The sequence below is a fragment of the Burkholderia sp. WTPI3 genome (assembly GCF_021483755.1).
GTDB lineage: Bacteria > Pseudomonadota > Gammaproteobacteria > Burkholderiales > Burkholderiaceae > Burkholderia.
In genome coordinates, this window is sequence record NZ_JAGIXF010000077.1 from 1 (window position 1) to 24,463 (window position 24,463).

At 64.8% G+C, this 24,463-nt stretch carries 21 protein-coding genes and 1 pseudogene; 18 read left to right on the plus strand and 4 right to left on the minus strand.

The features are described from left to right. The 3 genes and pseudogenes from J7024_RS29240 to map form a co-directional block, all read right to left on the minus strand. Window positions 1–362: pseudogene (locus J7024_RS29240) on the minus strand (pseudouridine synthase); the annotation flags it as partial. Window positions 363–378: 16 nt separating this feature from the next. Continuing rightward, window positions 379–2,955 (minus strand): [protein-PII] uridylyltransferase, encoded by a 2,577-nt coding sequence (locus J7024_RS29245; protein WP_124830617.1) that lies wholly within the window; start codon window positions 2,953–2,955, stop codon window positions 379–381. Window positions 2,956–3,000: 45 nt separating this feature from the next. Then, window positions 3,001–3,816 carry a type I methionyl aminopeptidase gene (gene map, locus J7024_RS29250; RefSeq protein ID WP_124830616.1) on the minus strand — a complete coding sequence of 272 codons (816 nt, stop codon included), beginning with the start codon at window positions 3,814–3,816 and terminating at the stop codon, window positions 3,001–3,003. 378 nt (window positions 3,817–4,194) lie between these two features. Here map and rpsB point away from each other — a divergent pair, with 378 nt between their 5' ends. The 16 genes from rpsB (at window position 4,195) to J7024_RS29330 (ending at window position 20,149) form a co-directional block, all read left to right on the plus strand. Continuing rightward, window positions 4,195–4,935 carry a 30S ribosomal protein S2 gene (gene rpsB, locus J7024_RS29255; RefSeq protein ID WP_124830615.1) on the plus strand — a complete coding sequence of 247 codons (741 nt, stop codon included), beginning with the start codon at window positions 4,195–4,197 and terminating at the stop codon, window positions 4,933–4,935. A gap of 162 nt (window positions 4,936–5,097) precedes the next feature. Continuing rightward, entirely contained in the window at window positions 5,098–5,979 is an 882-nt protein-coding gene (gene tsf / locus J7024_RS29260) for a translation elongation factor Ts (protein ID WP_050012901.1), read from the plus strand. A gap of 156 nt (window positions 5,980–6,135) precedes the next feature. Continuing rightward, window positions 6,136–6,849 (plus strand): UMP kinase, encoded by a 714-nt coding sequence (gene pyrH / locus J7024_RS29265; protein ID WP_011885142.1) that lies wholly within the window; start codon window positions 6,136–6,138, stop codon window positions 6,847–6,849. A gap of 102 nt (window positions 6,850–6,951) precedes the next feature. Continuing rightward, window positions 6,952–7,512 (plus strand): ribosome recycling factor, encoded by a 561-nt coding sequence (gene frr / locus J7024_RS29270; protein ID WP_096503361.1) that lies wholly within the window; start codon window positions 6,952–6,954, stop codon window positions 7,510–7,512. Between the two features lie 49 nt (window positions 7,513–7,561). Then, complete coding sequence (gene uppS, locus J7024_RS29275) at window positions 7,562–8,344, plus strand: polyprenyl diphosphate synthase (protein ID WP_234745682.1); 783 nt, start codon at window positions 7,562–7,564, stop codon at window positions 8,342–8,344. Then, window positions 8,338–9,159, plus strand: a complete 822-nt coding sequence (locus J7024_RS29280; protein WP_124830140.1) for a phosphatidate cytidylyltransferase — start codon at window positions 8,338–8,340, stop codon at window positions 9,157–9,159. Before uppS ends, J7024_RS29280 begins: the two co-directional genes overlap by 7 nt. A 15-nt stretch (window positions 9,160–9,174) precedes the next feature. After that, complete coding sequence (locus tag J7024_RS29285) at window positions 9,175–10,371, plus strand: 1-deoxy-D-xylulose-5-phosphate reductoisomerase (RefSeq protein WP_124830139.1); 1,197 nt, start codon at window positions 9,175–9,177, stop codon at window positions 10,369–10,371. A gap of 11 nt (window positions 10,372–10,382) precedes the next feature. Then, the gene (rseP, locus tag J7024_RS29290) at window positions 10,383–11,753 is read left to right on the plus strand and encodes an RIP metalloprotease RseP (RefSeq protein ID WP_124830138.1); all 1,371 of its coding nucleotides are present in this window, start codon (window positions 10,383–10,385) and stop codon (window positions 11,751–11,753) included. Between the two features lie 64 nt (window positions 11,754–11,817). Next, window positions 11,818–14,124, plus strand: a complete 2,307-nt coding sequence (bamA, locus tag J7024_RS29295; protein ID WP_124830137.1) for an outer membrane protein assembly factor BamA — start codon at window positions 11,818–11,820, stop codon at window positions 14,122–14,124. 64 nt (window positions 14,125–14,188) lie between these two features. After that, window positions 14,189–14,686: an OmpH family outer membrane protein gene (locus J7024_RS29300; protein WP_175751321.1), complete on the plus strand. Its 498-nt coding sequence runs from the start codon at window positions 14,189–14,191 to the stop codon at window positions 14,684–14,686. A gap of 16 nt (window positions 14,687–14,702) precedes the next feature. Then, entirely contained in the window at window positions 14,703–15,827 is a 1,125-nt protein-coding gene (gene lpxD / locus J7024_RS29305) for a UDP-3-O-(3-hydroxymyristoyl)glucosamine N-acyltransferase (protein ID WP_175787632.1), read from the plus strand. Between the two features lie 128 nt (window positions 15,828–15,955). After that, a complete protein-coding gene (fabZ, locus tag J7024_RS29310; protein WP_021159112.1) occupies window positions 15,956–16,423 on the plus strand; it encodes a 3-hydroxyacyl-ACP dehydratase FabZ in 468 nt (155 codons plus the stop codon). 58 nt (window positions 16,424–16,481) lie between these two features. Continuing rightward, on the plus strand, window positions 16,482–17,270 hold the full coding sequence (gene lpxA / locus J7024_RS29315) for an acyl-ACP--UDP-N-acetylglucosamine O-acyltransferase (protein WP_096503345.1): 789 nt from the start codon (window positions 16,482–16,484) through the stop codon (window positions 17,268–17,270). 3 nt (window positions 17,271–17,273) lie between these two features. Further along, window positions 17,274–18,443, plus strand: coding sequence for a lipid-A-disaccharide synthase (lpxB, locus tag J7024_RS29320; RefSeq protein WP_124830134.1), 1,170 nt, complete (start codon window positions 17,274–17,276; stop codon window positions 18,441–18,443). Next, window positions 18,440–19,093, plus strand: a complete 654-nt coding sequence (gene rnhB, locus J7024_RS29325; RefSeq protein ID WP_124830133.1) for a ribonuclease HII — start codon at window positions 18,440–18,442, stop codon at window positions 19,091–19,093. The genes lpxB and rnhB overlap by 4 nt, the downstream gene beginning before the upstream one ends. Window positions 19,094–19,366: 273 nt before the next feature. Further along, on the plus strand, window positions 19,367–20,149 hold the full coding sequence (locus J7024_RS29330) for a TrmH family RNA methyltransferase (protein ID WP_175770076.1): 783 nt from the start codon (window positions 19,367–19,369) through the stop codon (window positions 20,147–20,149). 113 nt (window positions 20,150–20,262) lie between these two features. Here the strand turns inward: J7024_RS29330 and ppsR are convergent, their stop codons facing one another. After that, window positions 20,263–21,078 carry a posphoenolpyruvate synthetase regulatory kinase/phosphorylase PpsR gene (gene ppsR, locus J7024_RS29335; protein WP_098555793.1) on the minus strand — a complete coding sequence of 272 codons (816 nt, stop codon included), beginning with the start codon at window positions 21,076–21,078 and terminating at the stop codon, window positions 20,263–20,265. 375 nt (window positions 21,079–21,453) lie between these two features. Between ppsR and ppsA the strand changes: the two genes are divergently transcribed. Together ppsA and J7024_RS29345 are read left to right on the plus strand one after the other, a co-directional pair. Continuing rightward, window positions 21,454–23,853 (plus strand): phosphoenolpyruvate synthase, encoded by a 2,400-nt coding sequence (gene ppsA / locus J7024_RS29340; protein WP_124830131.1) that lies wholly within the window; start codon window positions 21,454–21,456, stop codon window positions 23,851–23,853. Window positions 23,854–24,001: 148 nt separating this feature from the next. Then, window positions 24,002–24,436 (plus strand): NfeD family protein, encoded by a 435-nt coding sequence (locus J7024_RS29345; protein ID WP_124830130.1) that lies wholly within the window; start codon window positions 24,002–24,004, stop codon window positions 24,434–24,436. Window positions 24,437–24,463 lie beyond the last annotated feature (27 nt).

Sequence of the window (24,463 nt, forward strand, 5' to 3'; positions counted from 1 at the left end):
GCTGCCTTGTCGCGATAGGGTGCGCGCGCACTGCCTTCGGCGCTGCGATACGGACGTGCATCGCCGCGCTCGCCGCGACCACCCGGTTTCGCATCGCTGCGATAGCCGCGTTCCGCACCGCCGTCACGCGGTGCCCGCTTTGCCGGAGCGCGCTCCGCATTCGGGCGTTCCGTGCCGCGCGGCTTGAATGCACGTTCGCCGGCGGCTGCCGGCGCAGACGCCTTCTTCGGGCGCGGCGGCTTGTCGGCCGCGGACGGTGCGGCGGGGCGCACGGCCTTGCGGGCGACGAGGCTGCCGGAGCGGACAGGGGCGCGGGTCGGCGACGCCGGCTTCGGATTCTTGACGGTTAATTTGGTGCGCATAAACGCTGGGATTCATTCAGACTGCGATCGCGCGCAGCAATTCGGTTTCGAGCTGGATCTGCAGGCGGTTGTCGGACAGGCTGGCACCGTCGAGCAGGAAGATATCCTCGACGCGTTCGCCGAGCGTATTGATCCGCGCCGCGTGGACGCCGACCTGATGCTCGGCCAGGACGCGCGCGATCGAATAAAGGAGGCCCGGCCGGTCGTTCGCGGACACGGACAGGATGTAGTACTGGCCGCGCTCGTCGGCCCGTAGGTCGACGCGCGGCGTGATCGGAAACGTCCGGGACAGCCGCGACAGACGGCCCTTGGACGGCTCCGGCAGCGATGCGGTTTCGGCGAGCCGCGTCGCGAGTTGCTGTTCGACGAGATTCGCGATGTCGCGGTAACGCACGTCGCGTTCGGTCTGCGTGACGATGAAGTTGTCGAGCGCATAACCGTGCCGTGTGGTGCTCACACGTGCATCGAGCACCGACAGCCCGTTGCGGTCGAAATACGCGCAGATGCCCGCGAACAGGTCGGGGCGGTCCTTCACGTACACGAGTACTTGCAGCGCATCGCCGATCGGCGACGGCCGCGCGCGGACGATCGCGGTTTCGGCATTCACATGCCGGTACAGCACGCGCGTCTGCCATGCGATGTCGGCCGCGTCATGGCGCAGGAAGAAGCCGATGTCGAGCTGATCCCACAGCGCGCGGTGCGCGTCGTCGGGCACGGTCTCGAGGCGCAGCAGCGCAAGTGCTTCCTCCTGCCGCGACTTCAGCTCCGAATGCGCGTCGGGGTTCGCGCCGCCGAGCACCGCGAGCGTGATCCGGTACAGATCCTCGAGCAGCTTGCCCTTCCACGCGTTCCATACCTTCGGGCTCGTGCCGCGAATGTCGGCGACGGTCAGCAGGTACAGCGCAGTGAGCCGGCGCTCGGTGCCGACGAGTTCGGCGAAGCGCTTGATCACTTCCGGATCGCTTGTGTCCTGCTTCTGCGCGACCTGGCTCATCGTCAGGTGATGCTGGACGAGCCAGACGATCAGCGCCGCATCGTCGCCGGTAATCCCGTGCTCGCGGCAGAAGCGCCGCGCGTCGGCCATCCCGAGCGTCGAGTGGTCGCCGCCGCGGCCCTTCGCGATGTCGTGGAACAGCGCGGCCACATACAGCACCCACGGGCGCTCGAAATTGCCGATCAACTGGCTGCAGAACGGGTACTCGTGCGCATGCTCCGCCACTGCGAAGCGGCGGATGTTGCGCAGCACCATCAGGATGTGCTGGTCGACCGTGTACACGTGATACAGGTCGTGCTGCATCTGGCCGACGATGCGGCGGAAATTCAGCAGGTAGCGGCCCAGCACGCTCGTCTGGTTCATCAGGCGGAACGCGTGCGTGATGCCTTCGGGCTGCTGCAGGATCTGCATGAACGTGCGGCGGTTCTGCGGTTCGCGCCGCCACGCGTTGTTCATGATTTCGCGCGAGTTGTACAGCGCACGCAGCGTGCGGGCGGACAGGCCCTTCACGCCGCGGGTCGTCTCGTACAGCAGGAACGCTTCGAGGATCGCGTCGGGATGGCGCTCGAACACGCTGTCGTCGACGATCTCGAGCATGCCTTGCTTCTCGACGAAGCGGTCGGGCGACAGCACGCGCGTGATGCCGCTCGTCGCGGGGAACAACTGTGCCTCGATGTTCTGGATCAGGATCGTCGCGAGCTGCGTGACGGCCTTCGCTGCCCAGTAGTAGCGGCGCATCAGCTGCTCGCTCGTGCGTTTGGCCGGCGTCGGCCGGTAGCCGAAGCTCTCGGCCGCCTGCGTCTGCAGGTCGAAGACGAGCATGTCCTGGCGGCGGCCGGCGATCACGTGCAGCCGCGCGCGCAGCGTCTTCAGGAATCCTTCGTTGCGGCGCAGCTCGCGCGCTTCGCGCTCGGTGATGAGGCCGCGCGTGTCGAGTTCGCGCCAACTGCTGCCGAAACCGGCCGCGCGCGCGATCCACAGGATCGTTTGCAGGTCGCGCAGCCCGCCGGGGCTTTCCTTCACGTTCGGCTCGAGGCTGTACGGCGTGTCCTGGAACTTCGCGTGGCGCTGGCGCATTTCGAGCACCTTCGCGGTGAAGAACGCGCGCGCGTCGAGCGCCTCGTGATAACGCACGGTGAAGCGCTCGAACAGCGCGGTGCTGCCGACGATGCGGCGCGCCTCCAGCAGCGAAGTCTGCACGGTGACGTCCTGCGACGCCTCCTCGATGCACTGGGCAACGGTACGCACGCTGCTGCCGATCTCGAGACCGAGATCCCATGCCATGCCGATGAAGCGCTCGATCCGCGCGTCGAGCGCGGGGTCGTGTGCATCGGGCAGCAGCACGAGGATGTCGACGTCGGAATGCGGTGCCAGCTCGGCGCGCCCGTAGCCGCCGACGGCGACGAGCGCGAGCGTCGCGGGCAGCCCGCAGTCGTCCCATACGCGCCTGAGCGCATCGTCGGTGAGTTTCGACAGCGCGTGCATCAGCGACGCGACATTCGTCGCGCTGCGAAAGCGCTCGAGCATGTCGGTCTTGGCGGCCTTGAATTCGGCGCGCCGCGACAGCGCTTCGGGCGAGGGGGCGGCGTGAGCGCTCATGGGAGGTCGTTCAGGTGCGGGCAGGGCGGGCTGGCGCGACCGCGCTCAGACCGCGGTGGCCGGTTGCGCGAACACCGGCCGCGCGGGCGTGCCGGCCGACACGGTCAGCACGTCGTAACCCGTTTCGGTGACGAGTACCGTGTGTTCCCATTGCGCGGACAGGCTGCGGTCGCGCGTCTTGACGGTCCACTGGTCGGGCATCGTGCGGATGTCGCGCTTGCCGGCGTTGATCATCGGCTCGATCGTGAAGATCATCCCGGCCTTCAGCTCGATGCCGGTGCCCGGACGGCCGTAGTGGACGACCTGCGGATCTTCGTGGAACACCGTGCCGATGCCGTGGCCGCAGTATTCGCGCACAACGCTGTAGCCCTGCGCTTCCGCGTGCTTCTGGATCGCATAGCCGATGTCGCCGAGGTGTGCGCCCGGCTTGACCTGGTCGATGCCGAGCCACATGCACTCGTAGGTGGTCTGCACGAGGCGCTTCGCGAGGATCGAGCCTTCGCCGACGATGAACATCCGGCTGGTGTCGCCGAAGTAGCCGTTCTTGATCACGGTGATGTCGATGTTCAGCGCATCGCCGTTCTTGATTACCTTTTCGCCCGGGATGCCGTGGCAGATCACGTCGTTGACCGAAATGCAGGTCGCCTTCGGGTACGGCGGATAGCCGGGCGGCTGATAGTTCAGCGGCGCGGGGATCGTGCCCTGCTCGTTGAGCATGAATTCGTGACAGAGCCGGTCGAGCTCGGCGGTCGTGACGCCCGCGACGACATGCGGGGTGATGAAGTCGAGCACTTCGCTCGCGAGACGGCAGGCGACGCGCATCTCGGCGATGTCGTGTTCGTTTTTGAGCGTAATAGCCATCGAGGTATGCCTGGAATGCGGTGAATTGACGGATTATCGCACCTTATGGCGGCCCTCGCAGCCCCTGCGGGTGGTGCGGATGCGGGTTTTCGCGGATTGTCCGGCCTGCTGCCGCACGGCAAGCAAAAGTGGCGGGCGACTTGAGAGCCGACAAATCGGCGTGCTATACTCTCTGGCTAAGTCGACATCCAAATGCCGAACCTGCTTCGTGCGGGGCGGTAGTAGCGATGAAAGGCTTGCGGCACGGGCATTTTCGCACGTGCCGAATCGCAAGCCGGCGCAACCAGGGTGCCGGCCGCGCGGAACGAGGGTCCTTCGGACGCGTTCGCGCGGCGGTACGGCAGCCGGCTTAAGACCCAACCCTCGTGGAGAATTTACATGGCAGTTACGATGCGCCAAATGCTGGAAGCGGGTGTCCACTTCGGTCACCAGACGCGCTTCTGGAACCCGAAGATGGCTCCGTTCATTTTCGGTCACCGCAACAAGATTCACATCATCAACCTCGAAAAGACGCTGCCGATGTTCACGGACGCGCAGAAGTACGTGCGCCAGCTGGCAGCTAACCGCGGCACGATCCTGTTCGTCGGTACGAAGCGTCAGTCGCGCGACACGATCGCTCAGGAAGCGCAGCGCGCGGGCATGCCGTACGTCAACGCGCGCTGGCTCGGCGGCATGATGACCAACTTCAAGACGCTCAAGGTTTCGATCAAGCGCCTGAAGGACATGGAAACGGCAGTCGAGGCAGGCGAGCTCGAGAAGATGAGCAAGAAGGAAGCGCTGCTGTTCGAACGCGAAATCGCCAAGCTGCAGAAGTCGATCGGCGGCGTGAAGGACATGGGCGGCATTCCGGACGCGATCTTTGTCGTCGACGTCGGCTACCACAAGATCGCCGTCACGGAAGCGAACAAGCTGGGCGTGCCGGTCATCGCCGTGGTCGATACGAACCACTCGCCGGAAGGTGTGGATTACGTGATCCCGGGTAACGACGACTCGAGCAAGGCAGTCGCGCTGTACGCTGAAGGCGTGGCCGACGCGATCCTCGAGGGCCGTGCGAACGCGGTCAACGAAGTGGTCCAGGCTGCACGCGGCGACGACGAATACGTCGAGGAAAACGCGTAACTGGCCCCGAGCCGGCGCAAAAAGGGGGCTCTCAACAGGCCCCCTTTTTTTAAGCTTGTGCGCCGGACCTGATCGTGCCGAATCGGTGCGGGTCCGGAAACGAATCTCGGCCGTTCGCGTCCAAGCGGGCGGCGTTGTGAATACAGACTCAAGGAGCGAATGATGGCGGCAATTACCGCAAGCATGGTGGCAGAACTGCGCGCAAAGACCGACGCACCGATGATGGAGTGCAAGAAGGCGCTGACGGAAGCCGACGGCGATCTGGCCAAGGCTGAAGAGCTGCTGCGCGTCAAGCTCGGCAACAAGGCGAGCAAGGCGGCTTCGCGCGTGACGGCAGAAGGCGTCGTCGCATCGTTCGTCGGCGGCAACGCAGGCGCGCTGGTCGAACTGAACTGCGAAACCGACTTCGTCGCGAAGAACGACGACTTCCTCGCATTCTCGAAGACCGTTGCAGAACTCGTCGCGACGCAAAACCCGGCTGACGTGGCTGCGCTGTCGGCGCTGCCGCTGGAAGGCTCGACGGTCGACGCAGTGCGTCTGGCCCTGATCGGCAAGATCGGCGAAAACGTCTCGATCCGCCGTTTCGTGCGTTTCGAAACCGCGAACAAGATCGCAACGTACCTGCACGGCGCGCGTATCGGCGTGATCGTCGAGTACACGGGTGCGGAAGAGCAGGTCGGCAAGGACGTCGCGATGCACATCGCCGCGATGAAGCCGGTCGCTCTGTCGTCGGCCGACGTGCCGGCGGAACTGATCGACACGGAACGCCGCGTCGCCGAGCAGAAGGCTGCCGAATCGGGCAAGCCGGCTGAAATCGTCGCGAAGATGGTCGACGGCAGCGTCCAGAAGTACCTGAAGGAAGTGTCGCTGCTGAACCAGACGTTCGTTAAGAACGACAAGCAGACGATCGAGCAGATGCTGAAGGCAGCGAATGCGGCAGTGCAGAAGTTCGCGCTGTTCGTGGTCGGCGAAGGCATCGAGAAGCGTCAGGACGACTTCGCCGCCGAAGTGGCCGCGCAAGTCGCAGCAGCAAAGCAGCAGTAAGCAGTCAGGTAGTATCCGCGGCGGGCGTCCGCTCCGCTGCGGCCGGCGGCGCCGCCGGCCGGCCGGGAACCCCGGTCCGACCGTCGGCGCTTGCCCGAATCAGTATTTCGCCCCTACAGTTCGTGGTTGTCATCCTCTCGTCGCTCGGAAGCCCCTATGTCCAATGCCTATAAACGCGTCCTCCTCAAACTCTCCGGCGAAGCGCTGATGGGCGACGATGCCTTCGGCATCAATCGCGCGACGATCGAGCGGATGGTGGCGGATATCGCCGAAGTCGTGGGTCTCGGCACGCAGCTCGCGGTCGTGATCGGCGGCGGCAACATTTTCCGCGGCGTCGCGGGCGGGGCGGCGGGCATGGACCGCGCAACGGCCGACTACATGGGGATGCTGGCGACGATGATGAACGCGCTGGCGCTGCAGGACGCAATGCGCCACGCCGGTATCGTCGCGCGCGTGCAGTCCGCGCTGCGCATGGATCAGGTCGTCGAGCCGTATATCCGGCCCCGCGCTATCCGCCAGCTCGAGGAAGGCAAGGTCGTGATCTTCGCGGCCGGCACGGGCAACCCGTTCTTCACGACGGACACGGCCGCTGCGCTGCGCGGTTCGGAAGTGGGCGCCGAGGTCGTGCTGAAAGCGACCAAGGTCGATGGCGTATATTCTGCCGATCCGAAGAAGGATCCGTCGGCCACGCGTTACACGACGATCAGCTTCGACGAGGCGATCAGCCGCAATCTGCAGGTGATGGACGCGACGGCCTTCGCGCTGTGCCGCGACCAAAAGCTGCCGATTCGCGTGTTTTCGATCAACAAGCCGGGCGCGCTCAAGCGCATCGTGCTGGGCGAGGACGAAGGTACGCTCGTCCACGTGTAAACTCCCGCGGATGCGGGCAAGCGGCGTGGGTCGTCGGCCGTGGTGCGAAGCGCGCCGGGCGGGGCCCGCGTTCTTTGAAGGTTTGAAGGTTCGGAGGTTGAAATGAGTGTCGCTGATGTCAAGAAGGGCGTAGAGCAGAAGATGCAGCGCTCGATCGAAGCGTTCAAGAACGATCTGGCGAAGATCCGCACGGGCCGTGCGCATACCGGTCTGCTCGATCACGTGCAGGTCGACTACTACGGCTCGATGGTGCCGATCTCGCAGGTCGCGAACCTGACGCTCGTCGATGCACGTACCATCGGCGTGCAGCCGTGGGAAAAGAACATGGTCGCGAAGGTCGAGAAGGCCATCCGCGAAGCCGATCTCGGCCTGAACCCTGCAACGTCCGGCGACCTGATCCGCGTGCCGATGCCCGCGCTGACGGAAGAGCGCCGCCGCGAGCTGACCAAGGTGGTCAAGGGCGAAGGCGAAACGGCCAAGGTCGCGATCCGCAACCTGCGCCGCGACGCGAACGAAGCGCTCAAGAAGCTCGTGAAGGACAAGGAAATCTCGGAAGACGACGAGCGCCGTGCGAGCGACGACGTGCAGAAGCTGACGGACAAGCACGTCACCGAAGTCGACAAGCTCGTGCAGAGCAAGGAAGCCGAGATCATGACGGTCTGACGACCGTCCTCGCGCGCCGCCTTCTTCCCGCATTACTGTCTCAACGGCCATGACTTATACCAGCTCTACCGTTCGCGTGCCTGACGTCGGCGCCGTGCCGCGTCACATCGCGATCATCATGGACGGCAACGGCCGTTGGGCGACCGAACGCCGCTTGCCGCGCGTCGCGGGGCACACCCGCGGCGTGGATGCCGTGCGGGCGGTGGTCGAAGGCTGCGCGCGCGCCGGCGTCGAATACCTGACGCTGTTCGCGTTCAGTTCTGAAAACTGGCGGCGTCCGAACGAAGAAGTATCGTTCCTGATGCGGCTGTTCATTACCGCGCTAGAGCGCGAAGTCGGCAAGCTGCACACAAACGGGATCCGCCTGCGCGTCGTGGGCGACCTCGATCGCTTCGAGCCGCGCATCCGCGAACTGATCCGCCGCGCTGAAACCAAGACGGCGCGCAACACCCGCCTGACCCTGACGATCGCCGCAAACTACGGCGGCCGCTGGGACATCCTGCAGGCGACGAAGAAACTCATCGAGCAGTCCGTGCGCGAGGGGCGCGAGGTCGACGTGACCGAAGCCGCGTTCGCGCCGCATTTGGCGATGGCCTACGCGCCGGAGCCCGATCTCTTCATCCGTACCGGCGGCGAACAGCGCGTCAGCAATTTCCTGCTGTGGCAGCTCGCGTACGCGGAATTCTATTTCACCGACAAATACTGGCCGGACTTCGACGGCGCGGCGCTGGCCGACGCGATCGCGTCGTATACCGAGCGCGAGCGCCGTTTCGGGCGCACCAGCGCGCAACTCGAACCGCAATCGCAGAACGCCGACTCCCTTTCATGCTGAAAACCCGTGTGATCACGGCGATCGTCATGCTGGCAGTGCTGCTGCCGGTGACGCTGTTCGCGCCGCTCACGGCGTTCGGCGTGCTGATCGGCGTCGTGCTCGTGTTCGCCGCGTGGGAATGGGCGCGCCTGCTGAAGCTGGGCGGCGCCGGTTCCGTCGTCTATGCAGTCGTCGCGGCGCTGACGCTCGCGGCGACCGTGCCGCTCGGCGTCGATGCGGCATCATCCCGCCCCCTTTTCATGGCAGCCGGCGTGTTCTGGCTGCTGGTCGGTCCGTTTGCGTTGCGGCGCAAGCCGACGCTCGCGGCCGGCATATGGCGGCCGTTCCTGCTCGCAGCCGGGCTGTTGGTCTTCGCGGCCTGCTGGCACGCGCTCGTTGCGGCGCGTGCGCAGGGCGTTCCGTTCGTGTTGTCGTTGCTTCTGGTCGTCTGGCTGGCCGATATCGGCGCATACTTCGCGGGCAAGGCCTTCGGAAAGCGTAAGCTGGCGATCACGATCAGTCCCGGAAAGAGCTGGGAAGGCGCGATCGGCGGCTGGCTTGCCGTGATGGCCGTAGCCGGTGTCGCGATGGCCGCGCACTGGTTCGAGCCGACCCTGTTTTCCGCATTTGCCGCACGCTACGGGATGCCCGGTGCGTGGGCCGCGCTGACGCTGCTGGTCGTCTACAGCGTGATCGGCGACCTGTTCGAGTCGCTGCTCAAGCGTCAGGCGGGCGTGAAGGATTCGAGCGGACTGCTGCCCGGTCACGGCGGCGTGCTCGACCGCGTCGATGCGCTGCTGCCGGTGCTGCCGCTTGCGATGCTGCTGCTTGGTTAAACCACTATTTCTGTTATGCAAAAACGTCTGACACTGCTCGGTTCCACGGGCTCGATCGGAGACAGCACGCTCGACGTGGTCGCCCGTCATCCGGAGCGTTTCTCGGTCTACGCGTTGACCGCGCACCGCAACGGCGACAAGCTCGTCGAGCAGTGCCTGCGCTTCGCACCCGAAGTCGCGGTGGTCGGCGATGCGGCAACGGCCGCGCACGTCGAGGCGAAACTGCGCGCGGCGGGCAGCAAGACCACGGTGCTGTATGGGCCGCAGGCGCTCGTCGACGTGTCGAAGAGCGACGGTTGCGACACGGTCGTCGCGGCGATTGTCGGCGCGGCCGGCCTCGCGCCGAGCCTCGCGGCCGCGCGCGCCGGCAAGCGCATCCTGCTCGCGAACAAGGAGTCGCTCGTGATGTCGGGCGGGATCTTCATGGACGCGGTGCGCGACCATGGTGCGATCCTGCTGCCGGTCGACAGTGAACACAACGCGATCTTCCAGTGCATGCCGCGTGACGCGAACGAGCACGGCGGGATTTCGAAGATCATCCTGACCGCGTCGGGCGGCCCGTTCCGCACGCGCGAGCCGGCCACGCTCGTCGACGTGACGCCGGACGAAGCCTGCAAGCATCCGAACTGGGTGATGGGCCGCAAGATTTCGGTCGATTCTGCGACGATGATGAACAAGGGTCTCGAAGTGATCGAGGCGCACTGGATCTTCGGTCTGCCGGGCGACCGGATCGAGGTGCTGATCCATCCGCAAAGCGTGATCCATTCGCTGGTGTCGTACCGCGACGGTTCGGTGCTCGCGCAGCTCGGCAACCCCGACATGCGTACGCCGATTGCGCACGCGCTCGCGTTCCCGGAGCGCGTCGACGCGGGCGTCGAGCAGCTCGACCTCGCGCAGATTGCGCAGTTGTCGTTCGAAAAGCCCGACTACACGCGTTTCCCGTGCCTCGCGCTCGCGCTGAAAGCGCTTGAAGAGGGTGGCATCGCGAGCGCCGCACTGAACGCGGCGAACGAAATCGCGGTCGAAGCGTTTCTCGAGCGCCGGATCGGCTTCATGGCGATTGCGGCGACGGTCGACGCCGTGCTCAACGCGCTGCCGAACCGCAACCCGAACGGGCTCGACGACGTCCTTGCGGCGGATGCCGAGGCACGCCGCCTCGCCGCCGAAATCATTGCCAAAGCGCCTGCGCCCCGCGTGGAGCGTACTGTCTGAATGAGGTGCTCATGAACGTGCTGGTCGAACTGATCGCGTTTGCGGTGGCGATCGGGGTGCTGGTCGTCGTGCATGAGTACGGACATTATCGCGTCGCGCGCTGGTGCGGCGTGAAGGTGCTGCGTTTCTCGATCGGTTTCGGCCAGCCCGTTGCCCGTTGGGTCAGCCGCAAGACCGGCACCGAATGGACACTCTCCGCATTGCCGCTCGGCGGTTACGTGAAGATGCTGGACGAGCGCGAGCCCGGGCCGGACGTCAAGCCCGAAGAGCTCGACCAGGCGTTCAATCGGCAATCGGTATTCAAGCGCATCGCGATCGTCGCCGCAGGCCCGATCGCGAACTTCCTGCTGGCAATCGTGCTGTTTTCCGCCGTATTCGCAACCGGCGTGACCGAGCCGGTCGCGGTGCTCGCACCGCCGGCTACCGGCACGGTCGCGGCGCGCGCGGGCTTCGACGGCGGCGAGACGATCGTATCGATCCGCGACGAGCACGGCAGCGAGTCCGAGCCCGTGCGATCGTGGTCGGACCTGCGCTGGAAGCTGCTGTCCGCCGCATTCGATCATCGCGAGATCGTGCTCGGCGCGCGCGACGGAGGCTCGACGTTCGACTTCCGCGTCGATCTGCGTAACGTCTCCGAAAGCCAGCTCGACGACGATTTCATGACGCACCTGGGCTTCGAGACCGGCGGCGGCACGTTGTCGGTGGCGTCGGTGCAGCCCGGCAGCGCGGCCGAGCAGGCGGGCCTGAAGGCCGGCGACACGCTGCTCGCGCTCGACGGGGCGCCCATCGGCGGCGCATCGCGCTTCATCGACACGGTGAAGCACCATGCGGGCAAGGCGGTCGAACTGCAGATCGAGCGTGGCGGCGCCACGCAGACCGTGTCGGTCGTGCCGCAGGCGCAGCGCGACGACGACACAGGGCAGGAGATCGGCCGCATCGGCGCGGCGCTGTCGATGCACACGCCGTCGGTCGACGTGCGCTACGGGCCGATCGAAAGCCTGCAGCTCGGCGCGCGGCGCACGTGGGACATCTCCGTCTATTCGCTGAAGATGTTCGGGCGGATGATCACGGGTAACGCATCGCTGAAGAACCTGTCCGGCCCGGTGACGATTGCCGACTACGCGGGCAAGAGCGCGCGACTCGGTCCGTCGGCCTTCCTGTCGTTCCTCGCCCTTGTCAGCATTAGCCTCGGCGTACTTAACTTGCTGCCGATTCCCGTTTTGGACGGGGGGCATCTGTTATATTATCTGGTTGAAGCCGCGACCGGGAAAGCCATCTCGGAGCGCTGGCAGCTGATTCTGCAAAGAGCCGGGTTGATCTGCATCGTCGCGTTGTCGGCGATCGCGCTGTTCAACGACCTGGCTCGGTTAATCCATTTCTGAAGCGTCAGGCGGCCGCCGCTGGGCAGCCGCCTGATTTGATGCAGCTAAATATTGGGGATGCACGTTGTTCAAACCTCATCGCTTTGTACCTAAGACAGTTGCAGCGGCCGCGCTCGCCGCTCACGGCCTCGTGGCGCATGCAGCGGCACCGTTCGTGGTGCAAGACATCAAGATCGAGGGGTTGCAGCGCGTCGAAGCGGGCTCGGTGTTTGCCTACCTGCCGATCAAGCAGGGCGATACCTTCACCGACGACAAGGCATCCGAAGCAATTCGCGCGCTGTACGCGACGGGCTTTTTCAACGACGTGCGCATCGCCACGCAAGGCAACGTCGTGATCGTGCAGGTGCAGGAGCGTCCGGCCATCGCGTCGATCGACTTCACCGGCACGAAGGAATTCGACAAGGACAACCTGACGAAGGCGCTGCGCGCGGTCGGTCTGGCCGACGGTCGTTATTACGACAAGGCGCTCGTCGACAAGGCGGAACAGGAGCTCAAGCGTCAGTACCTGACGCGCGGCTTCTACGCGGCCGAGGTCAAGACGACGATCACGCCGGTCGACGCGAATCGCGTGTCGATCCTGTTCGCGGTCGCCGAAGGCCCGAGCGCGAAGATCCGCCAGATCAACTTCATCGGCAACAAGGCATTCAGCACCGGCACGCTGCGCGACGAAATGCAGCTGTCGACGCCGAACTGGTTCTCCTGGTACACGAAGAACGACCTGTACTCGAAGGAAAAGCTGACGGGCGACCTCGAGGCCGTGCGCTCGTACTACCTGAACCGCGGCTACCTCGAGTTCAACATCGAGTCGACCCAGGTGTCGATTTCGCCCGACAAGAAGGACATGTACCTGACGGTCACGCTGCACGAAGGCGAGCCGTACACCGTGTCGGGCATCAAGCTGTCGGGCAACCTGCTCGATCGCGAAGCCGAACTGAACAAGCTGATCAAGATCAAGCCGGGCGATCGCTTCTCGGCTGAAAAGCTGCAGCAGACGACCAAGGCGATCGTCGACAAGCTGGGCGAATACGGTTACGCATTCGCGACCGTCAATGCACAGCCGGACATCGACCAGGCGAACCACAAGGTGAACCTGAACCTCGTCGTCGATCCGAGCCGCCGCGTGTACGTGCGCCGCATCAACGTCGTCGGCAATACGCGTACGCGTGACGAGGTGGTGCGCCGCGAAATGCGCCAGCTCGAAAGCTCGTGGTTCGATTCGAATCGCCTCGCGCTGTCGAAGGACCGCGTGAACCGTCTCGGCTACTTCACCAACGTCGACGTGACGACGGTGCCGGTCGAAGGCACGAACGACCAGGTCGACGTGAACGTGAAGGTCGACGAAAAGCCGACCGGCGCGATTACGCTGGGCGCAGGTTTCTCGTCGACGGACAAGGTCGTGCTGTCGGCTGGCGTGTCGCAGGACAACGTGTTCGGTTCGGGCACGAGCCTGTCGGTGAACGTCAACACCGCACGCAGCTACCGTACGCTGACCGTCACGCAGGTCGATCCGTATTTCACGGTCGACGGCATCAAGCGGATCACGGACGTCTACTACCGCACGTACCAGCCGCTCTACTATTCGACGAGCTCGAGTTTCCGGATCATCAGCGCGGGCGGCGACCTGAAGTTCGGCATTCCGTTCTCGGAAGTCGACACCGTGTATTTTGGCGTCGGTCTCGAGCAGAACCGTCTCGACGTCGATTCGGCAACGCCGCAGAGCTACAAGGATTACGTGAACGAGTTCGGCCGCGTGTCGAACACCGCACCGCTGACGGTGGCGTGGTCGCGCGACGCGCGTGACAGCGCGCTGATTCCGAGCCGCGGCTACTTCACGCAGGCGAACGTCGAGTACGGTGCGCCGATCGGCAAGATCCAGTACTACAAGGCCGACCTGCAGGCGCAGTACTACTATTCGTTCTCGCGTGGCTTCATCCTGGGCATGAACCTGCAAGGCGGTTACGGTAACGGTATCGGCAACTCGTACCCGATCTTCAAGAACTACTACGCGGGCGGTATCGGCTCCGTGCGTGGCTACGAGCCGAGCTCGCTGGGCCCGCGCGACACGACGACCAACGACCCGATCGGCGGTTCGAAGATGGTCGTGGGTAACGTCGAACTGACGTTCCCGCTGCCGGGCACCGGTTACGACCGCACGCTGCGCGTGTTCACGTTCTTCGACGGCGGTAACGTGTGGGGCAACGCGCCGGGCGGCACGAGTACGGGTGCGAACGGTCTGCGTTACGGCTACGGTGTCGGTCTGGCGTGGATTTCGCCGATCGGCCCGCTCAAGCTGAGCCTCGGTTTCCCGCTGCAGAAGCACGAAGGCGACCAGTACCAGAAATTCCAGTTCCAGATCGGGACGGCGTTCTGATCGAACGCATGACAACAGCAACGAGAGGGTAATTTTGCTAACCGGTAAGTTTTCGAAACGAGTGATGTGTGCGCTGACCGTTGCGCTGGCCTTGGGCGCGGCGACAGCACACGCTCAGGACGTCGCCCGCATCGCGGCGGTCAATTCGGATCGGATCCTGCGCGAGTCCGCGCCCGCCAAGGCGGCGCAGACGAAGCTCGAAGCCGAGTTCGCGAAGCGTGACAAGGATCTGCAGGACATGGCGGCCCGCCTGAAGTCGATGTCCGATTCGCTGGACAAGAACGGCGCGTCGCTGTCGCCGACCGATCGCGCGCAGAAGCAGCGCGATCTCGCGCAGCTCGATACCGACTTCCAGCGCAAGCAGCGCGAGTTTCGCGAAGACCTGAACCAGCGCCGCAACGAGGAGCTTGCTGCCGTGCTGGAGCGCGCGAACAGGGTCATCAAGCAGATCGCCGAGCAGCAGAATTACGACCTGATCGTGCAGGAAGCCGTGTACGTCAGCCCGCGCATCGACATCACCGACAAGGTGCTCAAGGCGCTCGCGTCCGGCTCGACGAACTGAACGGAGCAGACGACGAATGGCATTGACGCTCGAGGAACTCGTAAAGCGGTTCGGCGGCGAGATCGCCGGCGACGCCCAGTGCAAGGTGAGCAGCCTCGCGCCGCTCGACCAGGCAGGCCCTCAGCAACTCGCGTTTCTCGCGAATCCGAAGTACCTGTCGCAGGTTGAAGCAACCCGCGCCGGCGCGGTGCTGATCGCGCCGAAGGATCTCGAAAAGCTGCGCGCGGCTGCCGGCCCCCGGGAGGCCGGCCCCCGGGAAGCCGGCCCCCGGGAAGCCGGCCCCCGCAATTTCATCGTGACGCCGAATCCGTACGCGTACTTCGCACGCGTCGCGCAGATGTTCATCGATCTCGCCACGCCGCAGCGCGCGGCCGGCGTGCATCCGAGCGCAACGATCGATCCGGCCGCAAAGGTCGCCGCGAGCGCGGTGATCGGCCCGCACGTGACGGTCGAAGCCGGTGCGGTGATCGAGGACGGCGTGCAACTCGACGCGAACGTATTTGTCGGCCGCGACACGACGATCGGTGCGAATTCTCACCTGTATCCGAATGCCTCGGTCTACCACGGCTGCAAGATCGGCCCGCGTGCGATCATCCATTCGGGCGCCGTGATCGGCTCCGACGGGTTCGGTTTCGCGCCGGATTTCGTCGGTGACGGCGACGCGCGCACCGGCAGCTGGGTCAAGATCCCGCAGGTCGGCGGCGTGTCGGTCGGCCCGGACGTCGAGATCGGCGCGAACACGACGATCGATCGCGGCGCGATGGCGGACACCGTCATCGAGGAATGCGTGAAGATCGACAATCAGGTCCAGATCGGCCACAACTGTCGGATCGGCGCCTATACGGTGATCGCCGGCAGCGCGGGCATCGCGGGCAGCACGACGATCGGCCGCCACTGCATGATCGGTGGGGCGGCAGGTATCGCCGGCCACGTGACGCTCGGCGACTATGTCATCGTCACCGCGAAGTCGGGCGTGTCGAAGTCGCTGCCGAAGGCTGGCATCTATACGAGCGCGTTCCCGGCCGTCGACCACGGCGAATGGAACCGGAGCGCCGCGCTCGTGCGCAACCTCGACAAGCTGCGCGACCGCATCAAGGCGCTTGAAACCGCGCTTGCCGCCCAGGGCGGCACGGACGCCTGACCCATCATGCGAGTCCACGAACCGGGCACGGCCAGCGCATCCGGCCCGGTTTGCCAGACTGGGCCGCGTGGCGGCCCGCTTCAGCCTTTGCATCACCACCGCGCAGCACCTGCGTGAGACGAACCATCATGAGCACTGAAAAAATCAATCTCGACATCCACAAGATCCTCACGCTGCTGCCGCACCGCTATCCGATTCTGCTCGTCGATCGCGTGCTCGAACTTGAACCGCACAAAGGGATCAAAGCGCTGAAGAACGTGTCGATCAACGAACCGTTCTTCCAGGGGCATTTCCCGAAGCGGCCCGTGATGCCGGGCGTGCTGATCCTCGAGGCGCTGGCGCAGGCCGCCGCGCTGCTGACTTTCTCGGAAGAGCAGCCGAAGGACCCGGAGAACACGCTGTACTACTTCGTCGGTATCGACGGCGCGCGCTTCAAGCGACCGGTCGAGCCGGGCGACCAACTGATTCTGAACGTGACGTTCGAACGCTACATTCGCGGCATCTGGAAGTTCAAGGCGGTGGCGGAAGTGGACGGCAAGGTGGCGGCGGAAGCCGAACTGATGTGCACGGTCAAGACGACCGACGTGGCGCCCTGAGCGACGCGGCACGGACAGGCAACGCAACGCGACACATCATATCGAGAGGCAACGGCGCATGACCAGGATTCATCCCACCGCGATCGTCGAACCGGGCGCGCAGATCGACGAATCGGTCGAGATCGGCCCGTACGCGATCGTCGGTCCGAACGTCACGATCGGCGCGCGTACGACGATCGGCTCGCACAGCGTGATCGAAGGTCACACGACGCTCGGCGAGGACAACCGCATCGGCCACTACGCGTCGGTCGGTGGCCGTCCGCAGGACATGAAGTACAAGGACGAGCCGACCCGGCTCGAGATCGGCAACCGCAACACGATCCGCGAATTCACGACGATCCACACGGGTACCGTGCAGGATGTCGGTGTGACGACGCTCGGCGACGACAACTGGATCATGGCCTATGTGCACATCGGTCATGACTGCCGCGTCGGCAACAACGTGATCCTGTCGAGCAATGCGCAGATGGCCGGTCACGTCGAGATCGGCGACTGGGCGATCGTCGGCGGGATGTCGGGCGTTCATCAGTTCGTGCGCATCGGTGCGCACTCGATGCTGGGTGGCGCATCGGCACTCGTACAGGACGTGCCGCCGTTCGTGATCGCGGCAGGCAACAAGGCCGAGCCGCACGGCATCAACGTCGAAGGCCTGCGCCGGCGAGGTTTCTCACCCGACGCGATCTCGGCGCTGCGCAGCGCATACCGCGTGCTGTACAAGAGCGGCCTGTCGCTCGAGGAAGCGAAGGTACAGTTGCGCGAACTGGCGACGGCAGGCGGCGAAGGCGACGCGGCAGTCACGGCGCTCGTCGAGTTCGTCGACGCGTCGCAGCGCGGCATCATCCGCTAAGCGATGTCGCTCCCGACCAATCAGATCCGGCTTGCGATGGTGGCCGGCGAGCCGTCGGGCGACCTGCTCGCGGCCTCGCTGCTCGGCGGACTTCACGAGCGTCTGCCCGCGTCGACCCAGTATTACGGGATCGGCGGGCAGCGGATGCTCGCGCATGGCTTCGACTCGCACTGGCAGATGGACAAGCTGACGGTGCGCGGTTACGTCGAGGCACTGGGCCAGATCCCCGAGATCCTGCGGATTCGCGGTGAACTGAAGCGCCAGCTGCTCGCGGAGCGGCCGGACGCGTTCATCGGCGTCGATGCACCCGATTTCAACTTCAACGTCGAACAGGCGGTGCGCGACGCAGGCATCCCGTCGATCCATTTCGTGTGCCCGTCAATCTGGGCATGGCGCGGCGGCCGGATCAAGAAGATCGCGAAGTCCGTCGATCACATGCTGTGCTTGTTCCCGTTCGAACCGGCGCTTCTCGACAAGGCGGGCGTCGCGTCGACGTACGTCGGCCATCCGCTTGCCGACGAGATTCCGCTCGAACCCGACACGCACGGCGCGCGCATCGCGCTCGGGCTGCCGACCGACGGCCCCGTGATTGCGGTGCTTCCGGGCAGCCGGCGCTCGGAGATCGGGCTGATCGGTCCCACGTTCTTCGCGGCGATGGCGCTGATGCAGCAGCGCGAGCCTGGCGTGCGGTTCGTGATGCCGGCGGCGACGCCCGCGTTACGCGAGCTGCTGCAGCCGCTCGTCGACGCGCATCCGCAACTCGCGCTGACGATTACCGACGGCCGCTCGCAGGTCGCGATGACGGCTGCCGACGCGATTCTCGTGAAAAGCGGCACCGTCACGCTGGAAGCCGCGTTGCTGAAGAAGCCGATGGTGATTTCGTACAAGGTGCCCTGGCTGACCGGGCAGATCATGCGCCGGCAGGGCTATCTGCCGTATGTCGGCTTGCCGAACATCCTGGCGGGGCGCTTCGTCGTACCCGAGTTGCTGCAGCATTTCGCGACGCCCGAGGCGCTCGCCGATGCAACGCTCACGCAGCTGCGCGACGATGCGAACCGCCGTACGCTGACCGAAGTCTTCACCGAAATGCATTTGTCGCTGAGGCAGAACACTGCCGCGAAGGCCGCCGAAGCGGTCGTACGCGTACTCGAGCAACGCAAGGGGCGCGCATGACGACTGTCCGTGTATCACGCCGCCGCGCGTCGATTGACGAACAGGGCGGGTTCGACTTCAGCCGCCCCGACGAGATCGTCTGCGGCGTCGATGAAGCCGGCCGCGGTCCGCTCGCAGGGCCGGTGGTCGCCGCCGCGGTGATTCTCGATCCCGCACAGCCGATCGACGGGCTCGACGATTCGAAGGCGTTGTCCGCCAAGAAGCGCGACGCATTGTACGAACTGATCGTCTCGCGTTCTCGTGCGTATTGCGTCGCGTCGGCGAGCGTCGACGAAATCGACACGCTCAACATCCTGCACGCGACGATGCTCGCGATGAAGCGGGCCGTCGAGGGCCTGTCGGTGCTGCCGACGCTTGCGCAGATCGACGGCAATCGCTGTCCGACGCTGAGTGTGCGTGCCGAGGCGATCGTCAGCGGCGACGCTCTTGTGCCGAGCATCTCGGCCGCGTCGATCCTCGCAAAGGTCACGCGCGACCGGATGCTCGTCGACCTGCATGAACGCTTCCCGGTGTACGGCTTCAACGTGCACGCCGGGTACGGCACCGCGAAACACCTTGCCGCGCTGCGCGAACATGGCCCGTGCGAAGCGCATCGGCGCTCGTTCGCCCCGGTGCGCGCGGCGCTCGATCTGGCGGCCTCTTCCCGCTAATGGCGGGCTTGCGCTGGCCGCCAGAAGGGTCGACGCATGGAATGAGACACGGCGAACGCCAGGCGTATTCGCAACGAGCATGACGCCGCGATCGGCCGTTCTGGCGGCCAGCCCCTGGAAAGGGATTTTTTAGTTTCGGGAACGTGTCTTGCCGGCCGCATTGCGGCGTTGCGTGTCGCTTGTTTGGCTCGGCCAGACGGCGCTCCTTGCTTCTTGCACTGCGACCGGCGACGCACGTTCGCAAGCCCGTTATTAGCGGGAACAGGCTCTCTGATGAAAAGCATTACTTCCCGCGACAACCCGCTGTACAAGCGCCTGAAGACGCTCGCGGGTTCGACGTCCCAGCAGCGCCGCGGCGGCCAGGCGCTGCTCGAAGGGTTCCATCTCGCGAGCGCGTATCTCGATACGGTCGCCACGCCCGAGCTGTGCGTCGCGACCGAAGGCGCGCTCGAGCACGCCGAGGCGCAGGCGATCATCGCGCGGATCGACGCGCAGCGTGTGGTCACGCTGCCCGATGCGCTGTTCGGACAACTGTCGAACGTGGTCAGCGGCGTCGGTTTCCTGTTGCTTGTCGACCGGCCCGCGCAGCCGTTGCCCGAGCGCGTGACGCACACGTCGGTCGTGCTCGACGGCGTGCAGGATGCCGGCAACGTCGGGTCGATCCTGCGCAGTGCAGCGGCGGCCGGCGTGCGGCACGTGTTCTGCGCGCCGGGCACCGCGTATGCGTGGTCGTCGAAGGTATTGCGTTCGGGGATGGGGGCGCATTTCCTGCTGTCGATCCACGAGGATGTCGTGCCGGACGCGCTCGCGGGGCGGCTCGACGTACCGGTCGCGCTGACCGATTCGCACGGCGCGCAGCCGATCTACGACTGCGACCTGGCCGGGCCGGTGGCATGGGTGTTCGGCAACGAGGGCGCGGGCGTGTCGGCGTTCTGGCGCAATGCGGCCACGCATCGCGTGACGATTCCGCAGCCGGGCGGAATGGAGTCGCTGAACGTTGCGGCGGCAGCGGCGGTGTGTCTGTTCGAGCAGGTGCGACAGCAGCGGCACGGATGATGACGTGACGCGCCGCCTGCCCGCGGGCAGGCGGCAACAAACAAAAAGGCCGCGTCGGACGCGGCCTTTTTGTTTTTCGCGGCGGCCTGACGGCCGTCAGCGGGCAGGCGAGATCAGTACGACTGTCGGTCGAGGCGTATTTCCTGCAGGATCGTCGTCGCGATCTCCTCGATCGACTTGTGCGTCGACGACAGCCACTTGATCCCTTCGCGGCGCATCATGGCCTCGGCCTCGTTGATCTCGTAGCGGCAATTCTCCGGCGCCGCGTACTTGCTGCCGGGGCGGCGCTCGTTGCGAATCTCCGACAGGCGCTGCGGATCGATCGAGAGCCCGAACAGCTTCTCGCTGTACGGCGACAGCGCCGACGGCAGCTTGCCGCGCTCGAAGTCTTCCGGAATCAGCGGGTAGTTGGCCGCCTTCACGCCGTATTGCATCGCGAGATACAGGCTCGTCGGCGTCTTGCCGCTGCGCGATACGCCGACCAGGATCACGTCGGCTTCCGACAGGTTGCGGTTCGACTGACCGTCGTCGTGCGCGAGCGAAAAGTTGATTGCCTCGATCCGCGTCTTGTATTCCTCGGTATCGGCGTTCTGGTGGCCGCGGCCCATCGCATGGCTCGACTTGAGCTCCAGTTCCTGTTCGAGCGGCTCGACGAAGCGCTGGAACATGTCCAGCACGAGCGCGTTCGAGCGCTTGACGATGTCGTTCGACTCGCTGTCGACGAGCGTCGTGAAGACGATCGCGCGACGGCCGTCGTGCACGGCGGCGTCGTTGATCTTTTCGACGGTCGCATAGGCTTTCTCGAGCGAGTCGACGAACGGCACGCGCACGAGGCGGAATTTCTGGTCGAACTGGGAGAGGATCGAATGCGCGAAGGTTTCGGCAGTGATCCCGGTGCCGTCGGAGACGATGAAAACGGTAGGCAGCATGAATCTGGGCGTCGAGCGTGAAGGGCAGTTGCGCGGGCGGCTGGAGGTTCGCCTCCAGACGCAGTGACAAGGTCGCGCCACATCCGGCAGCCGGCACGGTAGAATAGCGGCAACCTGTTGGATAAGCAATTGCGGGGGCAGGGTGCAAACGGCACCCAAGGCTTGCCGTGCTCGATCCATAACTCCCGGCAAATTCGGCGATTGGTATGAATATATCGCCTTTCTGCCGGGATTTTTACAAATCGGGTCGGAAGCGGTTCCGTCCTGCGATTGTTTCTCCAACAGGTTGCGCAAGACGCGCCGCGCCTTTTTGCAAGCGCCCGCGTCCGAGCCCACTTGCGCAATCGAGCATTTTTTTCACACTTAGGGGCTTGTATGACTAACGCAGCAAACGTCGCAAAGGATCAGGCGTATGTAATCCCGTTCGAGCAGTTGCGGATGACCGATGTGGAGATCGTGGGCGGCAAGAATGCGTCGCTCGGCGAGATGATCAGCCAGCTTTCCGAGGCAGGCGTTCGCGTACCCACCGGTTTCGCCACGACCGCGCTCGCTTTCCGCGATTTCCTCAAGCACAACGATCTGACCGATCGCATCGCCAAGCGTCTCGAGTCGCTCGACATCGACGACGTGAAGGCGCTCGCCGAAGCCGGCGCCGAAATCCGCAAGTGGATCGTCGACGCACCGATGCAGGCACGTCTTGAGCAGGAAATCCGCGCACAGTTCGAAATCCTGAAGAGCGGCTCGCCGAGCGAGCTGTCGTTTGCCGTGCGCTCGTCCGCGACCGCGGAAGACCTGCCCGACGCATCGTTCGCCGGTCAGCAGGAGTCGTATCTGAACGTCGTCGGCATCGAGGACGTGCTCGACCGCATGAAGCACGTGTTCGCGTCGCTGTACAACGACCGCGCGATCTCGTATCGCGTGCACAAAGGCTTCACGCACGCGGAAGTCGCCCTGTCGGCCGGCGTGCAGCGCATGGTCCGCTCGGACGTCGGCGCAGCCGGCGTGATGTTCACGATCGACACCGAATCGGGCTTCAAGGACGCCGTGTTCATCACGTCGAGCTACGGCCTGGGCGAAACCGTCGTGCAGGGTGCGGTGAACCCGGACGAGTTCTACGTGTTCAAGACGACGCTCGCGCAGGACAAGTACCCGATCATCCGCCGCTCGATCGGCTCGAAGCTGATCAAGATGGAATTCACGCAGCCGGGCGAGCCGGGCCGCGTGAAGACGGTCGACGTACCGCACGAGCAGCGCAACCGCTACTCGATCACCGACGAAGACGTGATCGAGCTCGCGAAGTACGCGGTCATCATCGAGAAGCACTACCAGCGTCCGATGGACATCGAGTGGGGCAAGGACGGTCGCGACGGCAAGATCTTCATCCTGCAGGCGCGTCCGGAAACGGTGAAGAGCCAGGCGAGCGGCAAGGCCGAGCAGCGCTTCAAGCTGAAGGGTCAGTCGCAGGTGCTGGCGACGGGTCGCGCGATCGGTCAGAAGATCGGCGCGGGTCCCGTGCGCGTGATCCAGGATCCGTCGGAAATGGAACGCGTGCAGCCGGGCGACGTGCTGGTGGCCGACATGACCGACCCGAACTGGGAGCCGGTGATGAAGCGTGCATCGGCGATCGTCACGAACCGTGGCGGCCGCACCTGCCACGCGGCGATCATCGCGCGTGAGCTCGGCGTGCCGGCAGTCGTCGGTTGCGGCGACGCGACCGATATCCTGAAGGATGGCGCGCTCGTTACCGTGTCGTGCGCGGAAGGCGACGAAGGCAAGATCTACGACGGGCTGCTCGAGACGGAAGTCACGGAAGTGCAGCGCGGCGAACTGCCGGAAATCCCGGTCAAGATCATGATGAACGTCGGCAATCCGCAGCTCGCGTTCGACTTCTCGCAACTGCCGAACGGTGGTGTTGGCCTCGCGCGTCTCGAGTTCATCATCAACAACAACATCGGCGTGCACCCGAAGGCGATTCTCGAGTACCCGAACATCGACCAGGATCTGAAGAAGGCCGTCGAGAGCGTTGCACGCGGTCACGCGTCACCGCGCCAGTTCTACGTCGACAAGCTGACGGAAGGCGTTGCGACGATCGCTGCGGCGTTCTATCCGAAGCCCGTGATCGTGCGCCTGTCCGACTTCAAGTCGAACGAGTACAAGAAGCTGATCGGCGGTTCGCGTTACGAGCCGGACGAAGAAAACCCGATGCTGGGCTTTCGCGGCGCGTCGCGCTACATCGCCGAAGACTTCGCGCAGGCGTTCGAGATGGAATGCCGTGCACTGAAGCGCGTGCGTGACGACATGGGCCTGACCAACGTCGAGATCATGGTGCCGTTCGTGCGGACCGTGAAGCAGGCGGAACGTGTTGTCGGCCTGCTCGAGAAGTTCGGCCTGAAGCGCGGCGAAAACGGCCTGCGCCTCGTGATGATGTGTGAAGTCCCGACCAACGCGATTCTCGCCGAAGAATTCCTGGAACACTTCGACGGTTTCTCGATCGGTTCGAACGACCTCACGCAGCTCACGCTCGGCCTCGACCGTGACTCGGGCATGGAACTGCTGGCTGCCGACTTCGACGAACGCGACCCGGCCGTCAAGTTCCTGTTGAAGCGTGCGATCGACACCTGCCGCAAGATGGGCAAGTATGTCGGGATCTGCGGCCAGGGCCCGTCCGATCACCCGGATTTCGCGGAATGGCTGACCGACGAAGGCATCGTGTCGATCTCGCTGAACCCCGACACGATCATCGATACGTGGCAGGCGCTGGCCAACCGGAAGTAACGGTCGGTCATGCCGATTCGACGAAAGAGCGGTGCTGCCGCGCTTTCGTTGAAGGCAAAATGCAAGCTTCATGCTATAAACACCTCGGTAAGCACCGGGGTGTTTTTGTTTGTCGGTACGCGTCGGGGATGTTTTTCTGGAGACCGCAATGATGTCGGGGCATCTGTTCTGGTGGATCGGGGGCGGTGTGCTGGTCGTGGCCGAATTGCTGACCGGCACGTTCTATCTGTTGATGATCGCGCTCGGCTTTTTCTCGGGCGCCTTGCTGCAGCTCGCGGGCTTCGCGCCGCACGCGCAGTTCGGCGCGGCCGCCGCGGTCGCGATCATCGCGATGGTCGTGCTGCGTCGCTCGGGGCTCGGGCGCAAGCAGAAGCGCGACACGTCGACGAATCCGGACGTCAATCTCGATATCGGCGCGACCGTCACGGTCGACGCGTGGCATGACGGCCGCGCGCGCGTGCAGTATCGTGGCGCCGACTGGGACGTCGAGCTCGCGAGCGGCGAGCGCGACGATGCGCACGTGTATCGGGTGAGTGCCGTGCGCGGCAACTGTCTCGTCGTCGTAGCGAAACCCGCGGGCTGATCGTCCACTGATACAACAAGGAGGGAA